The following is a 15,754-nucleotide window of genomic DNA, read 5'->3' as shown; positions in this document are numbered from 1 at the left end:
ACCTTCCTCTTCCGTTCTCACCCGTCCGCGGCCACCCGGCTCACGTGCCCGCGGTGCTGCTCCCGGACGAGGTCCTCGATCCGGGCGCGCAGCGCGAGGAACGCCGGTTCGCGCTTCACCGCCAGGTCCCGCTCGGCCGGCAGCGTCACCTCGACGTCGGCGGCGATCCGGCCGGGGTCGGAGGCGAGCACCACGACCCGGCCGCCCAGGAACACCGCTTCCTCGACGTCGTGGGTCACCATCAGCACCGTGGTGCCGGTGTCGGCCCAGACCTGGCGGATGAGCACCTGCATGTCCTCTTTGGTCTGGACGTCCAAGGCGCCGAAGGGTTCGTCCAGCAGCAGCACGTCCGGTTCGCACGCCAGCGCCCGCGCGATCGCCACGCGCTGCTTCTGGCCGCCGGAAAGCTGCTTCGGCAGCGACGTGCGCACGGTGTCGAGCCCGGTCTCGGCGAGGTACCAGTCCACGCGCTTGGCGCGCTCGGCGGCGTCGAGCGCGAGCAGCTCGAGTCCGAACGCGACGTTCTTCTCGACGTTGCGCCACGGGTACAGCGCGCCGGCCTGGAACACGAGCCCGCGGTCCGGGCCCGGGCCGGTCACCGGGACGCCGTCGAGCACGATCTCACCCTCGGTCGGCTTGCCCAGCCCGGCCACCAGCGAAAGCAGCGTCGACTTGCCCGAGCCGCTCGCGCCGACGACGCAGACGAACTCGCCGCGCAGCACCTCCAGGTCGACGCCGTCGAGCGCGCGCGTCACCTCGCCGCGGACGGTGTAGTCCTTCGCGACGTTCCGCAGTTCCAGCGTCATGCCGCCCACTTCCCGACCCGCGTGCGCAGCAGGCGCAGCAGGACGTCGATGACCAGGCCGGCGATCCCGATGACCACGAGCACGGCGAAGATCTGGTCCGTCCGCAGGAACCGCTGCGCGAGCACGATCCGGTGGCCGAGGCCGGCCGAGGAGTTGATCAGCTCGGCGACGACCACGAAGTTCCACGCGGCGGCGGAGTTGACGCGGATCGCGTCGATCATGCCCGGCAGCGAGTGCGGCACGACGATCTTGCGCAGCACCTCGCCCCGGCGCGCGCCGAGGGTGTAGGAGACGTCGATGAGCGCGGTCGGCACGCCGCGCACGACGTCGGCGGTCATCAGCGTGTTGAAGAAGACCGTCCCAATGAAGAGGATGGCGATCTTCGACGGCTCGCCGATGCCGAGCCAGATGATCAGCAGCGGGATGAACGCGCTCGCCGGCAGGTAGCGCAGCAGCCCGAGGAGCGGCTCGAAGAACGCCTGCCCGCCGGCGAAGCCGCCCATCAGGATGCCCAGCGGCACCGAGACGAGCACGGCCAGGCCGAAGCCTTCGAGCACCCGCTGGGTCGTCGCCCAGAGGTCGTCGAACAGCTCGCCGGTGCCCGCCATGCCGGCCCCGGCCTTGACGACCGCGGCCGGGGACGGCAGGAACGTCGGGTCGACGGCCCCGCTGACGCTCAGCGCGACCCACACGAGGAACGGGACCGCGAACGACAGCACCGCCAGCCGCCAGCGCGCCCTCGCGGAAATGGGCGTGCGCAAGGAAAACAGCGGCGACGCGGTCTTCGGCGCCGACCGGCGCGGCAGCGGTGCCCAGTCCGGACGGCCGGACTCCTGCCGTTCGGCGAGCTGCTGTGCGGGGCCGGTCACCGCGGTACGGCCTTCACGAACTGGTCGTCGAACAGCCCGTCCAGCGACGGCCGCTGCTGCGCGAGGCCGGTGTTCACGATGAAGTCGATGATCTTGTTCGCCTGGAAGTCCAGGTGCTGCGCCGTGACGCCGGGGGTGAACGCGTCGAGGTTCTGCTGACGCGTGAAGATCGTCGTGCCGGCGTCGTAGGTCTTGTAGTCGGCGTCCGAGACACCACCGCGCTTGGCCATGATCTTCACGGCCGCGTCCTTGTTGCCCTTGATCCAGCTGAGCGTCTCGAACCAGGTGTTGACCAGCGCCTGCACGTCCTTCGGGTGCTCCTTGACCAGCTTCTGCGACGTGACGAGGTGGTCCGGGATCGCGCCGGGGAACTCCGCCGACGAGGAGATCGCGCGGCTGCCCTGGCGCTCGAGGGCCTTGGAGGTGAACGGCGCGAACGCGGCCACCGCGTCGACCTGGCCGCCGGCGAACGCGGCCGCCGCGGCGTCGGTCGGCAGGTTGACCAGCTGGATGTCCTTTTCGGTCAGCTTCGCCTCCTGCAGCGCGAGCAGCAGCAGGTAGTGGTCGACCGCACCCTGCTCGACGGCGACCTTCTTGCCCTTGAGATCGGCGACGCTGGTGATCCCGTCCCGCGCGATGATCTTGTCGTTGCCGGTGGAGTTGTCGTTCACCAGCACGATCGACAGCTTCGCGCCACCCGAAAGCGAGGAGAGCGTGTCGTTGAGGGTCTGGCTGTTGGCGTCGATCGCGCCGCTGGAGAGCGCGTTGATGCTGTCGGTGTAGTTGTCGAAGTACTTGAGGTCGACGTTCACGCCGTTCTTGGCGAACAGGCCCTGTTCCTGCGCCACCTGCCAGGGGAACCAGCCCGGCCACGCGCTGAACCCGAGCGTGATCTTGCCGCCGGTGCCGGACGCGGAACTGTCGCTGCACCCGGCGGTGACCCCGGCGAGGAGCAGCAAGGTCAGCAGCACCGTCAGCGGGCGGAAGCGGGAACGGGAAATCACAACGAACTCCAGGGTGCGGGGGACGTGGAGTGGTGCCGTACCGAAAGGGGAATTGCGGTGCTCGGGGTTACGACTGGTGACGACGACGAGGTGCGTCCGGCCGAGCTGCGCCACCGCGCACGGTCATCGCTGCTCTCTTCCAGCCGCACCTGATCGGGTCATGGCGGGAGAACGCGGACCGGGAGCACCGCGAAATCCGGCACTCACCGCACCGGCCGGCCACCCCTTGTCCCTCTCCCGGCGGAGAGCCTAGCGAGTAGCACAAGATCCCCACAACGCCCCGGGAGTGCGTCCGAAAGAGTGACCCACGACCGTGTCAACCGGCATGATCGACGTTCGCGAAGGCTGTTTTCTGTCGGCCGTCCGGCCAAGATCACCCGCGCTCAGCGTGCAAGTGCACGGGCAGTAGTCCCTCGTCGCCGCCGCACGTCGAGATCATCACCGAGCGCCACGCGGCGGCGGCGAACAATCGTTCGGAATACGCCGGTCAGCGAGACGGAAATCGAACACGTGTACGCCATCGCCGATACCGCATCGGTCTCGGATCCGCGAATGATTCCCCGACAGTTAACACGACCGAAACAATGGCCTGATTTTCTGTCAATTGATAGATTTCGTCAGGTCGTAAACCGTCGTGCCGCCGACCGACCGCGGCGCGAAATTCGCCTCGACCCAGGCCTGAATCTGCCCCGCGGTCCCGCGGCCACCGCCGAATCCGCCGCGGCCGCCGGCGACGTAGTAGTGGATGTCGCCATCGGCGACGTACTGCCGGAACCGCTCGAGCGTCGGCGCGGGGTCGCTGCCGCTGAAGCCGCCGATCGCGAGCACCGGCCGTCCGCTCGCCAGCGCCAGCCCGGCCGACTGCATGGCCCCGCTCTGCGCGGCCGCCCACTTCGTCGTCGTGGCCTTCAGCAGGCCGACCAGTGCGGCGTCGGCCTGCGCCGTGCCGAAGCCGCCGACAGGGCCGCGGCCGAACCCGCGTCCGCTGGCGACGGGCGGCCCAGCCGACGGCGTCCCGCCGGAATGCGCGGACGATGCCGTGGCGAGCGTGAAGGACGTCGTCCCGAGCAGCGCGCCGCACAGGCCCAGCACGGCCACGACCGGACCCAGCCGCCGGAGCCGGTCCGTGCCGAAGAGCAGCCCGAGGACGGCGGCCGCGGCGAGCACGAGCAGCGCGTACCGGATCCACGGCTGCCAGCCCGGCGTCCTGGCGAGCAGCAGGAAGCTCCAGACCGCGGTCACCGCGAGCAGCACGGCCAGCACCGCCCTCGCCGCGAGGTTCGCCCGGCCGCGCCAGAGCTCGCGCACGGAAATGCCCAGCGTGGCGGCGATCCCCGGCGCCAGCGCGACCGTGTAGTACGGGTGGATGATGCCGCTCATGTAGCTGAACACGAGCGCGGTGACGACCAGCCAGCCACCCCACAGCAGCAGCGCCGCGCGCGTCCGGTCGGTGCGCGGCGCGCGCCGCGTGAACCACAGGCCCGCCGCCAGGCCGAGCACCGCGGCAGGCAGCAGCCACGACGCCTCGCCGCCGAACTCGCCGCTGAACAACCGAGTCAGGCCAGTCTGCCCGCCGAAGCCGCCGCCGAAGCCGCGGCCGCCGGGAGGCAGCTCCACGCCGGCGGGCAGCTCCAGCCCGGCGGGCGGCGTGAACGTCCGGCCGCCGCTCCCGCCGCGGCCCTCGCCGAAGATCCGGCCGAGGCCGTTGTAGCCGAACGCCAGCTCCAGCACGGTGTTGTCGGTGGAACCGCTGATGTACGGCCGGGCGGCGGCCGGCCACAGCGCGACGACGAGGATCCACCAGCCCGCGGAGACGACGACCGCGCCGGCCGCGGCGAGCAGCTGGCCGAACCGCCGCCCGAGCGACGTCGGCGCCGCGACCGCGTACGCCAGCACGAAGGCGGGCAGGACGAGGAACGCCTGCAGCATCTTGTCGAGGAAGCCGAACCCGATCGCGACCCCGGCGAGCAACAGCCACTTCGTGCTGGCGTGCTCCAGCGCGCGCACGACGCAGTACGCGCCGGCAACGAGCAGGAGCACGAGGAAGGCGTCGGGGTTGTCGTAGCGGAACATGAGCGCGGCGACCGGCGTCAGCGCGAGCAGGGCCCCGGCGAGCAACCCGGCGCCCGGCCCGGACAGCCGCCGCACGGCGAGGTAGAGCAGCCCGACCGACGCGACGCCGGCGAGCGCGTCCGGCACGAGCAGGCTCCAGCTGGAGAACCCGAAGATCCGCCCCGACAACCCCATCATCCACAGGGAAAACGGCGGTTTGTCCACGGTGACGACATTGCCCGGATCGAGTGAACCGAAGAACAGCGCCTTCCAGCTCCACGTGCCGGCCTGGACGGCCATCGCGTAGAAGTCGTTGGCCCAGCCGGTCTTCGCGAGGTCCCACAGGTAGAGCAGGCCCGTGCCGAGCAGCAGCGCGGCGACGGAAGGCTTGACCCAGCGCGGTTTCCGGACGGGTTCGGGAGCGGGCTGGGCGTGTTCGGGCGCGGCCAGCGTAGTCGTCATGCGCCCCACCGTGTCGGCGCCGCATGTGGTGAACTTGTGGCGAAGCTGTGTGCCGGCTGTGGATCGCCGTCACGCCGGCGCCGGGGCCTCCCGGAAGGTGATCTCGAACTCCGTGCGCCCCGGGCGGCTGACCACGCCGACCCGCCCACCGTGCGCGCCGACCACCGCGGCCACGATCGCCAGCCCGAGCCCGGTGCTGCCCGCGGCCCGCGAACGCGAATTGTCGCCGCGGGCGAAGCGCTCGAAGACGTCCGGGAGGATGTCCGGCGGGATGCCGGGGCCGTCGTCGGCGACGCGCAGCCGGACAATTCCGTCCGAAGTGGACAAGCTCGTGGTCACCGTCGTACCCGGCGGCGTGTGCGTGCGGGCGTTGGCCAGCACGTTGATCACCACCTGGTGCAGCTGGCCCGCGTCGCCGAGGACGCCGATCGGCTCGCCGGGCACGTCCATCAGCCACTTGTGGTCCGGGCCGGCGACGTGCGCGTCCGCGACCGCGTCGGCCACCAGGCGGCACAGGTCGACCCACTCGGGCACCACCGGGCGGCCGGAGTCGAGCCGGGCGAGCAGCAGCAGGTCCTCCACCAGCGTCGTCATCCGGCGCGACTCCGACTCGACGCGGCTCATCGCGAACGCGACGTCCGGCGGCACCTGCTCGCCGCTGCGCCGGGTCAGCTCGGCGTACCCGCGGATCGCCGCCAGCGGCGTGCGCAGCTCGTGGCTGGCGTCCGCGACGAACTGGCGGACCCGGTTTTCGCTGGCGTGCCGCGCGCTCAGCGCGTTCGCGACGTGCTGCAGCATCCGGTTCAGCGCCGAGCCGACCTTGCCGACCTCGGTGTTCGGGTCGGTGTCGGCTTCCGGGACGCGTTCGGACAGCGCGACTTCGCCGCGGTCCAGCGGCAGCTCGGAGACGCGCGTCGCGGTCGCGGCCAGCCGGTCGAGCGGCTGCATGGTGCGGCGGATCGTGGCCGCGCCGACCGCGCCCGCCACGAGGATCCCGGCCAGCGCGACGCCGCCGAGGATGAACCCGAGCCGCCAGAGCGTCTCGTTGACGTCCCTGAGCGGCAGGCCGATGACCGTCTTTTCGCCGTTGGGCGACGTCGTCGAGACGACCCGGTACTCGCCGAGGCTGCCGCCGAGGTCGATGCTGCGCTGCTTGCCGTCGGACGGCAGCGCGAGCAGCGCCAGCACCTGCTCCTTCGGGATGCCCTTGAACGGCGCCTTGCGCTTGGACGGCACGCCGACGGTGGAGTCGAGCACGCCGGCCTGGGCGACCGAGCCGGACTGGACGACGGCGAGCGTGCCGTCGCCCTGGCCGAGCACGCGCAGCGGGTCCGGCGGCGGCGCTTCGCCGTAGGGCCACGGTTGCGGACGTTCGCTGCCGTGCGACGCGCGTTCGCTCGCCGCGGCCAGCCGCTTGTCCTGCTGGCCGACGAGGAACTCGCTGAGCGCGAACTCCGTGACCACGCCGACGACCAGGCACACGAGCGCGAGCAGCGCGGCGAGCTGGACGATCAGCCGCCGCCGCAGCGACCACGGCCGTCGGGCGCGCTTCGGTTCAGCCGGCGGGTTTGAGGACATACCCGGCGCCCCGCATGGTGTGGATCATCGGCTCGCGGTCGGCGTCGATCTTCTTGCGCAGGTAGGAGATGTAGAGCTCGACGATGTTGGCCTGGCCGCCGAAGTCGTAGCTCCACACGCGGTCCAGGATCTGGGCCTTCGACAGCACCCGCTTCGGGTTGCGCATGAGGTAGCGCAGCAGCTCGAACTCGGTCGCGGTCAGCGGCACCAGGTCGCCACCGCGGTGCACCTCGCGGCTGTCCTCGTCGAGGGTCAGGTCGCCGACCACCAGCGTCGACCCGCTCGCGCCGCTGACCCCGCCGGCCCGGCGCAGCAGCGCACGCAGGCGCAGCGCGACCTCTTCGAGGCTGAACGGCTTGGTCACGTAGTCGTCGCCGCCCGCGGTGAGCCCGGCGATGCGGTCCTCGACCGCGTCCTTCGCCGTCAGGAAGAGCACGGGCAGGTTCGGCGCCTCCGCGCGCATCCGGCGCAGGACCTCGAGACCGCTGAAGTCGGGGAGCATGACGTCGAGGACGACGGCGTCGGGCCGGAAGTCCCGCGCGATCCGGACGGCTTCGGTGCCGTCACCCGCGCTGCGCACCTCCCAGCCCTCCATGCGCAGGGCCATCGACACGAGCTCGGCCAGCGTCGCCTCGTCGTCGACGACGAGGACCCGCACCGGGCTGCCGTCGGCGCGGCGCAGGTCGGCCTTGCCTTGGCCGGGGTTCATAGCGGTCATGGTGCCATCCTTCCGGCGGGTTTTCAGACCTCACTGTGCGCTCGCTGTGCGTTTCCTGTGAAGGTCCGCCGTTCGAGGCACAGCACTCGCTGACGCCGTGCACAGCTCAAACACAGCCACGGCGGCGAACCTGGGTGGGACCAGTGTGGCCATCACCGGAGGACACGATGACGACCGAGCCGACGCCGACCACGCCGCCCGAGGGCGGTCCGGCACCCGCCGCCCCGGCCTGGGGCGAACCCGCCCCGGCGAACTGGGGGGACCCGGCACCGGCCGCGCCGAAGAAGGGCTGGTCGGGCAAGAAGACGGCAATAGCGGCGGGCATAGCGGTGGTGATCGCAGCGGGCGGCGGCGCGGCGATCTGGGCGGGCACGAGCAGCGCGGACAACTCGGCACAGCAGGGCCCGGGCGGCTTCGGCGGTCCAGGCGGCGGGCAGTTCCGCGGCCAGGGCGTCCCGGGCGGCGGCTTCGGCGGGATGGCAGCGTTGCGAGAGGCCCTGCACGGCGACTTCGTGGTGTCGGACAGCAGCGGCGGCTACACGACAGAGCGACTCCAGACGGGCGACGTGACGGAGCTGAGCGCGACATCGGTGACGCTGACGAGCAAGGACGGCTACAAGCAGACGTACACGCTGGACGCGTCGACCCAGAAGACGGGCGAAGTGAAGCAGGGCGACACGAACGTGACGGTGGTGGCAAAGCTGGAAGGCCAGACAGCGACGGCGACGTCGCTGGGCAAGGCCTTCGAGCCGGGCCAGCGCCAGCCGGGCCAGCGCCGCAACGGCGGCTACCCGGCCCGCCCCACGAACTGACCCCGGCTTCCCGATCCCAGGTTCGGCCCGACCCGGGCCGGGCTTCGGCCCGGCTTCCCCACCAGGCTGCGCCCGCCCGGAGCCCGGGCTTCGGACCAACCGGGCTTCGCACCCATCCATCCCGGCCTCGCCCGCCGCCCAGGCCCGGGTGCCCCCAAGGCCGACCTTGGGTGAGCCCAGCGCCCCAAGGCCACATTCGTTGCGTCCCACGCACCGAAGGCCGCCTTGGGTGCGTCGGACGCAACCAAGGCCGCATTGGGGCGTTCGGGCCCGAGCCCACCTTCAGGGAATGCCCCGGGTGCCGTGCCCCTCCCGCTGCATCGGGGCGTTCCCGCACACCTTCGCCGCTCCTTAGGGCACAGTTGCTCCTGTGCACGGCATCAGCGGCTCCCTGCGACGTCAGTCGCTGCTCGTCGCGCTCGTCTGCGTTGTCTGTGACGCCTCCCTGTTCGCCCTTCGCGGCCCGCTCGGCGAAGTCGGCTGGCGGGCCTGGGCCGTGCTGCTCGCCGGGATTGCCGTCAACGCCGCTCTCGCCGGGCCCGCCCGGTACTCCGGCTGGGTGAGTCTCGCCCACGCTCTGCTCTACGCCGCGTCGCCGCTGCTGCTCTGCACCTGCCACGGGTACGTCAACGGCGCCAACGCCGGCGTCCTCATCGCCGGCTACCGCGCCGGAGCCTGGCTGCGTCCGAAGCCCGCCGTTCTCGCCCTCGTCGCCATGGTCGCGGGCGTGAGCGCGGGCGACCTCGAAGGCGGCGGTCGGGTGGCGGCCGACTGGCGGCTGCTCGCCATCAACGTCGGCGTCACCGCGCTGCTCCCCTGGCTGGTCGGCCGGTACACCACCGCGCGCCGCGCCTACATCGCCGATCTCGAACGGGAAGCCGACGAACGCCGTCAGCACGAAGCCGACGCCATCCGCCGGGCCGTCACCGAGGAGCGCACGACGATCGCGCGCGACCTGCACGACGTCATCTCCCACCACGTCAGCGCCATCGGCGTGCACGCCGGCGCCGCCCGGCTCGGGCTGCCGGGCGGCGATTCCCCGGTGCGCAGGTCCCTCGGCGCGGTCGAGTCCGCGAGCCGCGCGGCGATGGCCGACCTGCGGCGGCTGCTCGACCTGCTGCACGCCGAGCCGAACGCCGAGCAGCCCGGCCTGGACAACCTCGGCGAGCTGGTCGAGACGGTCCGCGCGGCCGGCCTGCCGACCCGGCTGACCCTGCGCGGCGAACCGCGCGAGCTGCCCGGCTCGCTCGACGTCGCCCTCTACCGGATCGCGCAGGAAGCCCTGACCAACGCGCTGCGCCACGGCCGTGGCCCGGTCGAGGTGGAGCTGAACCACGGCCGCACCGAGGTCGTGCTCACCGTGACCAACGGCCTGCGCCCGGACCGCGCGTCCCGGAACGAGCACGCGCACCGCGGCCTGGCCGGCATCCGCCAGCGGGTCACGCTGTTCGGCGGCCAGGTCTCCTACGGCGAATCCGGCGACCACTGGCAGCTGCGCACGACCTTCCCGGTGGAGAGCACATGATCCGCGTCCTGCTGGCCGACGACCACGCGATGTTCCGCTCCGGGATGCGCGCGCTGCTCGACACCCAGCCCGACTTCACCTGCGTCGGCGAGGCGGCCGACGGCCGGGAAGCCGTCGCCGAGACCGCCCGGCTGCGCCCGGACGTCGCGGTCCTCGACGTCCGGATGCCCCGCCTCGACGGTCTGGCCGCGACCGAAGCGATCCTCGCCGCGCCCGGGAACGACACCCGCGTCCTCGTCCTCACGACCTACGACGCCGACGAGTACGTCTACCGCGCGCTGCGCGCCGGGGCGAGCGGGTTCCTGCTGAAGAGCCTGGCGCCGGAGGAGCTGGTGGCCGCGATGCGGGTGGCGGCGCGCGGCGACGCGCTGATCGACCCGTCGGTGACGCGGCGGCTGGTCGCGAAGTTCGCGGCGGTGCTCGAACCCGCGGCCGCCGAACCACCCGAGCTGGCCCGGCTGACCTCCCGGGAACGGGAGGTGCTGCTCCTGCTCGCCAACGCCTGCAGCAACGCCGAGATCGCGCGGCGGCTGCACGTCGGCGAGGAGACCGTCAAGACGCACGTGTCCCGGGTCCTGGCGAAGCTCGGGCTGCCCGACCGGGTGCACGCCGTCGTCTACGCCTACCGGCACAAGCTCGTGCCGGGCGACCCACCCGCCTAAACTGGGCCGATGAGGCGGTGGATCACCCTCGCGGCCGGGATCGTGCTCGTGCTCGTCGGCGCCGTCTGGGTGCTGCAGGGCATCGGGATCATCACCGGCAGCTTCATGACCGGCCAGAAGCTGTGGTTCCTCATCGGGCTCGCCGCGTTCCTCGTCGGCGTCGTGCTGGTCGCGGCGAACGTCACGCGCCGCAAACCTACTTCGTGAAGATCTCGAAGATCGGGTAGCCCGGCGCGATCTCCCGCAGCTTCTCGTCCGACGCCTTGGCGTCGACGCCGTCGAAGAACACGCCCACCTCGAACTTCCACCGCTTGAGGTACGCGCGGAGGATGCCCGGCTTCTCGTCGTCGCCCAGCTCGCGGAAGGTGAACGCCTCGACGCGGCGCCCGACGCGAAGCGTGCCTTCGCCGGCAACGCGCAGGTTGCGCACCCACTGCGTCTCGCCGCGCGGGGCGACGAGGTAGCGGACGCCGCCGACGGTCAGCAGGTTGACCGGCACCGACCGCGGCTCCCCGCTCTTGCGCCCGACCACGGTCAGCACCCGGCTGCCCAAGACGCTCACCCCGAGCTTGGTCAGGTTCGCGACGATCTCGTTGAACAGGCTGGTGGCCTTCTTCGGCTCGATGTAGCGAGCGGCTGCCATGGCGTCCTCCGGAAGTTTGGGAGAGCAGTGCTCTCGGTTGAGAACAGTGAACACCGGACCGCCGCTCACTGTCAAGAGCACCGCTCTCTATTTTGTGCGTCGCTCTCGTCGTGGCACACTGATCGCATGACCGCCACCCGTACCGCCCGCGAACGCGCCCGCGCCGAACTGACCCGGGAGATCAAGGACGAGGCCCGCCGCCAGCTCGCCGAGGTCGGCGCGCACGGGCTTTCGCTGCGCGCGGTCGCGCGGGAGCTGGGCATGGTGTCGTCCGCGCTGTACCGGTACTTCCCGAGCCGCGACCGGCTGCTGACCGAGCTGATCGTCGACGCCTACAACGCGATCGGCGAGGCGGCCGAGCAGGCCGACCCGGGCGAGGGCGCGCCCCGTGAGCGCTGGCTGGCGATCTGGCAGGGAACACGTGCCTGGGCGAAGGCGCACCCGCACGAGTACGCACTGATCTACGGCTCGCCGATCCCCGGGTACGCGGCACCGCAGGACACCGTCGTCCCGGCCGCCCGCGTCGCGCTCGCCCTGGTCAAGGTGCTCACGCACACCGAACTGCGGGGAGTCGACGGCGACGTCCCGCCCGAGCTGCGCGCCCAGGCCGAGTCGCTGACGAAGGTCCTCGGGATCGTCGCCGGACCCGAGACCGTGGCCCGGCTGCTGATGGCCTGGACCCAGCTCTTCGGCGCGATCAGCTTCGACCTGTTCGGCCAGTACGTCGGCAGCGTCGACCCGGCCGACGCGTTCTTCGCCCACTCGGCGAAGCGGATGGCGGAGTTCGTCGGCCTCTAGGCTGGGGCGGGAAGTCCAACGGCGGAAGGCGGCACGACGTGACGGGGTGGGCCGGGCAGGTCGGCAGGATCCGGGTGATCGGCACCGGGGTGATGGGCCGCGGGATCGGCCAGCTGGCCGCGACCGCGGGGGTGACCGTCGAGCTGGCCGACGTCCGGCGCGAGGCCGTCACCGAAGCCATCGAGTACGTCGGCGGGATGGCCGACAAGCTGGCCGCGAAAGGCAGGCTCGAAGACCCGCAGGCGGTGAAGGACCGCCTGGTCGCGGTGGACGCGCCCGACGCGCCGGCGGACGGCGTCAACCTGATCGTCGAGGCGGTGCGGGAGGACCTCGCGACGAAACGGGCCCTGTTCGCGAGCCTCGAGCGCGTCTGTCCACAAGAGACGATCTTCGCGACGAACACCAGCTCGCTGTCGGTCACCGAGATCGCCGCCGAGCTGGCCGACCCGGGCAGGCTGCTCGGCCTGCACTTCTTCAACCCCGTGCCGCTGATGCGCCTGGTCGAGGTGGTCCCCGGCGCGCGCACGCACGCCTGGCTGCCGGGTGAGGCGAGCGAGCTGGTCAAGAGGTGGGGCCACGAGCCGGTGCTGGCCAAGGACGCGCCGGGCTTCCTCGTCAACCACGCCGGCCGCGGCCTGAACACCGAGGCACTGCAGATCCTCGCCGAAGCGCTGGCCGAACCGGCGGACGTGGACCGTGTCGCGCGGGACGTGCTCGGCCTGAAGCTCGGCCCGTTCGAGCTGCTGGACCTCACCGGCCTCGACGTGTCCCACGCGGTGCTGGAGAGCATCTGGAGCGGCTTCCACGGCGAGCCGCGGCTGCGGCCGTCGTGGCTGACCCGGCCGCGGGTCGCGGCCGGCCTGTTCGGACGGAAGAACGGCGAAGGCTTCTACCCGTACGCCGAGGGCAAGCAGCAGGTCGACGACGAGCCGGCACCGCCGCCGAAGCCGTCGAGCCCGGTGTTCACCGCGGACGAGCACCTCGCCCGCCTGCTTTCCACGGCCGGCGTGCAGGTGGTGTCCGACGCCTACCCGGACGCGGTCCTGCTCGTCCCGCTCTACGGCGAGTCCACAGTAGACGCCGGAACGCGGGCCGGCCTGCCGCTGGCCCGCGTCGCCGGCGTCGACCCGCTCGGTGGCTACGAACGGCGGCTCACGATGTCCGTCCACCCGGGACTCGACCCGGCGGCGGGCCGCGCGGCGTGGGGCGCGCTGGCGGCGACCGGCCGCCCGGTGACGGTCGTCCGCGACGGTCCCGCCCCGATCGCGCAGCGGCTGCTGGCCTCCATCGTGAACACGGCGTGCTTCATCGCGGGCCAGCACCTGGCGACGCCGTCCGACATCGACACCGCGGTCCGGCTGGGCCTCGGCTACCCCCGCGGCCCGCTGGCCTGGGGCGACCTCGTCGGCGGCGACGTCGTGCTGCGGATCCTGCGCGGCCTGGCCGCGGCCACCGGCGATCCGCGGTACCGGCCAAGCCCGTGGCTCACCGAGCGCGTCGCGCTCGAGCTGCCGCTGACGTCGGCCGGCACCACACCGGCCGACCTGCGGTCCTGAGCCGTTACGGGACGACCTGCACGACGTCACCGACGTGCAGGGTGTTGAAGAACTTCAGCGACGCGCCCGCCGACAGGTGGATGCAGCCGTGCGAGTACACCGACAGGCTGCCGGTGTGGAAGGCGTCACCCGGGTAGAAGAACACCGAGTTCGGCATCTCCGCGTTGTCGAACTCCTTCGACAGGTGCATCTTTTCCTTGGACAGCACGTGGAACGTGCCGGTCGGAGTCGGGTTGCTCTTGCGGCCCGGCAGCATCGGCACGGGCCCGTAGACGACCTTGCCGTCCTGCAGGATCCACGCCTTGTGCGCCGAGAGGTCGACGCAGGCGGCGGTGCCGGGCGAGGCGGCCGCGGCGGCGCACGGCACGCCGGGGTCGGCCGCGGGTTCCGGCTTCGGCTTGGGCTTCGGTTTGGCCGAGGTGCTCGCCGGCGCCGGCTTCGAGACCGACGTCGTGGGCGTCGAAGCGGGGGTCGGGGACGCGCTGGCCGACGTCGGAACGGTCACCGTCGTCGACGGCGTCCCGCCACCCGTGCCGGCCGCGGCGACGGCCCCACCGCCCGCGTTCGGCCCGCCGGCCGTGGCACCGCCCCCGGAGCAGGCGGCCAGCACGAACGCGGTGGCCAGCGCGGCCGCTCCCGCCAGAAGCCTCTTCACGGTCTGTTACCCCCAGTTACTGGATCCTCGCTTGTGGACACCCGTAAAGACGGCCATCACCCGTTCGAGGTTCGTCTGCGAAGGTCACGATTTGGGCCGCCGCCCTCCATCCCAGGGTGGACGCCGGAATCAACCCGGGCCCGATCCGCGCGCCGACGAAACCGGGGCGCCGTTCGCCGAAGCTGGAAGCACCTTCGAAAACCAAGGAGCCCCGAAATGCCCAGCGCAGCGAACGTCCTGCTCTACGTGGTCATCGCCGCCTACGTCGTCTACAAGGTCGTCTACAAGCAGGTCCGCGGGACGCTGCTCGACCGCCGGACGCTCCTCGTGCTGCCGCTGATCCTGGTGGCCGCCGGCGGTTACCTGACCGCGAAGGCCGTGCCCGGCGCGTCGCCGGCCGAGTTCGGCCTGCTGGCCGTGGACCTGGTCGTGCTCGCCGGGCTGGGCTACCTGCGCAGCAGCACGACCAGCCTCACCGAGCGTGACGGCACCACGTTCCAGAAGGGGTCGGCGGTCACCGTCGGGCTGTGGGTGCTGACCATCGCCGCCCGGCTCGGGCTCGTCGCGCTCGGCACGGCGCTCGGCATCACCGGCCCGCTGACCTCTGCGTCGATCACGCTCACAATCGGCGTCAGCATCGCCGTGCAGAACGCGACGACGTACTACCGCGTCCAGCGGCGTGGCCTGCCGCTCGCCGACGGACGGCCGGTGGCGCTCAGCCGCTGACGCGGCCCAGCATCCGCGCGTACATCCGGCCGGGGCTGGGCACCGACGGCGGCACCAGGAATCCGGGCAGCGGCGGCAGCGCGCCGACGAACGCGCCGAGCCGTTCGTACAGCGCGGCCGCGCCCGGCGGCCGGGCTTCCGGGTCCTTCGCCAGCGTCTCGGCGAGCAACGCGTTCAGCTGCTTCGGGACGCCCGGCACCGGCGGTGGCAGCTCCTTGACCTGCCGTTCGAAGACCGCGTACGCGGTGGGGCCGTCGAAGAGCCGACGCCCGGTGAGCATCTCGTGCAGCACGCAGCCCAGCGCGTAGAGATCGCTTCGCGGTTCGGCGCCGCCGCGCTGGATCTGCTCCGGAGCCATGTACGACGGCGTTCCCAGCAGCTGGCCGGCCCGCGTGAACTGCGCGGCGTCGGCTTCGCGGAGCACGGCGAGCCCGAAGTCCATCACCTTGACGCCGCCGTCGGGACCGAGCATGAGGTTGGACGGCTTGAGGTCGCGGTGGCAGACGGCGAGCGCGTGGGCGGCGGCCAGCACCGCGCACGTCTGCGCCGCGATCGCCGCGGCCCACGGCACCGGCAGCGGCCCGTGCTCGGCGAGCAGGTCGGCGACCGTCACGCCGTCGACGAACTGCATGACCTGGAACAGCCGGTCGTCGTGGGTGCCGTAGTCGTACAGCGTGGGCACGCCGGGGTGGTCGAGCGTCGCGAGAATGCGTGCTTCGCGGGCGAAGCGGGCTTCGAGCTCTTCGTCGCGGCCCGGCAGCCTGAGCAGCTTGATCGCCACGCGCCGGCCCAGCCTGCGGTCGTGCCCGCCGTGCACCGCGCCCATCCCGCCGCGGCCGAGCGGCAGCTCGTCGAGCTCGTAGCGGTCGGCGATCAGCATCCGTTCCC

At 72.1% G+C, this 15,754-nt stretch carries 16 protein-coding genes; 7 read left to right on the top strand and 9 right to left on the bottom strand.

Annotated elements, in window-relative coordinates; translation table 11 throughout:
• Nucleotides 1-17 precede the first annotated feature (17 nt).
• The 6 genes from BT341_RS08195 to BT341_RS08170 all read right to left on the bottom strand — a co-directional run bounded on the left by BT341_RS08195 (nt 18) and on the right by BT341_RS08170 (nt 7,489).
• Nucleotides 18-806 (bottom strand): ABC transporter ATP-binding protein, encoded by a 789-nt coding sequence (locus BT341_RS08195; RefSeq protein WP_072481842.1) that lies wholly within the window; start codon nt 804-806, stop codon nt 18-20.
• Nucleotides 803-1,675 (bottom strand): ABC transporter permease, encoded by an 873-nt coding sequence (locus tag BT341_RS08190; protein ID WP_084742796.1) that lies wholly within the window; start codon nt 1,673-1,675, stop codon nt 803-805. Before BT341_RS08190 ends, BT341_RS08195 begins: the two co-directional genes overlap by 4 nt.
• Nucleotides 1,672-2,679 carry an ABC transporter substrate-binding protein gene (locus BT341_RS08185; protein WP_072475702.1) on the bottom strand — a complete coding sequence of 336 codons (1,008 nt, stop codon included), beginning with the start codon at nt 2,677-2,679 and terminating at the stop codon, nt 1,672-1,674. The genes BT341_RS08190 and BT341_RS08185 overlap by 4 nt, the downstream gene beginning before the upstream one ends.
• A gap of 600 nt (nt 2,680-3,279) precedes the next feature.
• The gene (locus BT341_RS08180; protein ID WP_084742794.1) at nt 3,280-5,193 is read right to left on the bottom strand and encodes a glycosyltransferase family 39 protein; all 1,914 of its coding nucleotides are present in this window, start codon (nt 5,191-5,193) and stop codon (nt 3,280-3,282) included.
• 69 nt (nt 5,194-5,262) lie between these two features.
• The gene (locus tag BT341_RS08175) at nt 5,263-6,771 is read right to left on the bottom strand and encodes a sensor histidine kinase (RefSeq protein WP_072475701.1); all 1,509 of its coding nucleotides are present in this window, start codon (nt 6,769-6,771) and stop codon (nt 5,263-5,265) included.
• Nucleotides 6,749-7,489, bottom strand: a complete 741-nt coding sequence (locus BT341_RS08170; RefSeq protein ID WP_072475700.1) for a response regulator transcription factor — start codon at nt 7,487-7,489, stop codon at nt 6,749-6,751. Before BT341_RS08170 ends, BT341_RS08175 begins: the two co-directional genes overlap by 23 nt.
• 167 nt (nt 7,490-7,656) lie before the next feature.
• On the opposite strand from BT341_RS08170, the gene BT341_RS08165 reads away from it, so the two are divergent.
• The 4 genes from BT341_RS08165 (at nt 7,657) to BT341_RS08150 (ending at nt 10,695) form a co-directional block, all read left to right on the top strand.
• A complete protein-coding gene (locus BT341_RS08165; RefSeq protein WP_072475699.1) occupies nt 7,657-8,301 on the top strand; it encodes a hypothetical protein in 645 nt (214 codons plus the stop codon).
• A 370-nt stretch (nt 8,302-8,671) separates the two neighbouring features.
• Complete coding sequence (locus BT341_RS08160) at nt 8,672-9,826, top strand: sensor histidine kinase (RefSeq protein WP_072475698.1); 1,155 nt, start codon at nt 8,672-8,674, stop codon at nt 9,824-9,826.
• Nucleotides 9,823-10,488 (top strand): response regulator, encoded by a 666-nt coding sequence (locus tag BT341_RS08155; protein WP_072475697.1) that lies wholly within the window; start codon nt 9,823-9,825, stop codon nt 10,486-10,488. The genes BT341_RS08160 and BT341_RS08155 overlap by 4 nt, the downstream gene beginning before the upstream one ends.
• Nucleotides 10,489-10,497: 9 nt before the next feature.
• Complete coding sequence (locus BT341_RS08150; protein ID WP_072475696.1) at nt 10,498-10,695, top strand: hypothetical protein; 198 nt, start codon at nt 10,498-10,500, stop codon at nt 10,693-10,695.
• Here the strand turns inward: BT341_RS08150 and BT341_RS08145 are convergent.
• A complete protein-coding gene (locus tag BT341_RS08145) occupies nt 10,685-11,131 on the bottom strand; it encodes a nitroreductase family deazaflavin-dependent oxidoreductase (protein WP_072475695.1) in 447 nt (148 codons plus the stop codon). The two genes, BT341_RS08150 and BT341_RS08145, sit on opposite strands and share 11 nt — an antisense overlap.
• A gap of 126 nt (nt 11,132-11,257) precedes the next feature.
• Here BT341_RS08145 and BT341_RS08140 point away from each other — a divergent pair, with 126 nt between their 5' ends.
• Together BT341_RS08140 and BT341_RS08135 are read left to right on the top strand one after the other, a co-directional pair.
• On the top strand, nt 11,258-11,929 hold the full coding sequence (locus BT341_RS08140) for a TetR/AcrR family transcriptional regulator (protein ID WP_072475694.1): 672 nt from the start codon (nt 11,258-11,260) through the stop codon (nt 11,927-11,929).
• A 38-nt stretch (nt 11,930-11,967) separates the two neighbouring features.
• On the top strand, nt 11,968-13,485 hold the full coding sequence (locus BT341_RS08135) for a 3-hydroxyacyl-CoA dehydrogenase (protein ID WP_072475693.1): 1,518 nt from the start codon (nt 11,968-11,970) through the stop codon (nt 13,483-13,485).
• 4 nt (nt 13,486-13,489) lie between these two features.
• Here the strand turns inward: BT341_RS08135 and BT341_RS08130 are convergent, their stop codons facing one another.
• Nucleotides 13,490-14,140, bottom strand: a complete 651-nt coding sequence (locus BT341_RS08130; RefSeq protein WP_072475692.1) for a L,D-transpeptidase — start codon at nt 14,138-14,140, stop codon at nt 13,490-13,492.
• A 216-nt stretch (nt 14,141-14,356) separates the two neighbouring features.
• Here BT341_RS08130 and BT341_RS08125 point away from each other — a divergent pair, with 216 nt between their 5' ends.
• The gene (locus BT341_RS08125) at nt 14,357-14,866 is read left to right on the top strand and encodes a hypothetical protein (protein WP_072475691.1); all 510 of its coding nucleotides are present in this window, start codon (nt 14,357-14,359) and stop codon (nt 14,864-14,866) included.
• On the opposite strand, the gene BT341_RS08120 is transcribed toward BT341_RS08125, so the two are convergent.
• Complete coding sequence (locus BT341_RS08120) at nt 14,856-15,746, bottom strand: serine/threonine-protein kinase (RefSeq protein WP_072475690.1); 891 nt, start codon at nt 15,744-15,746, stop codon at nt 14,856-14,858. The genes BT341_RS08125 and BT341_RS08120 overlap by 11 nt on opposite strands.
• Between the last annotated feature and the right edge of the window lie 8 nt (nt 15,747-15,754).

Source organism: Amycolatopsis australiensis, assembly GCF_900119165.1.
In the GTDB taxonomy this organism is placed as follows: Bacteria; Actinomycetota; Actinomycetes; order Mycobacteriales; family Pseudonocardiaceae; genus Amycolatopsis; species Amycolatopsis australiensis.
This window is presented reverse-complemented; position numbering and strand designations above follow the sequence as displayed.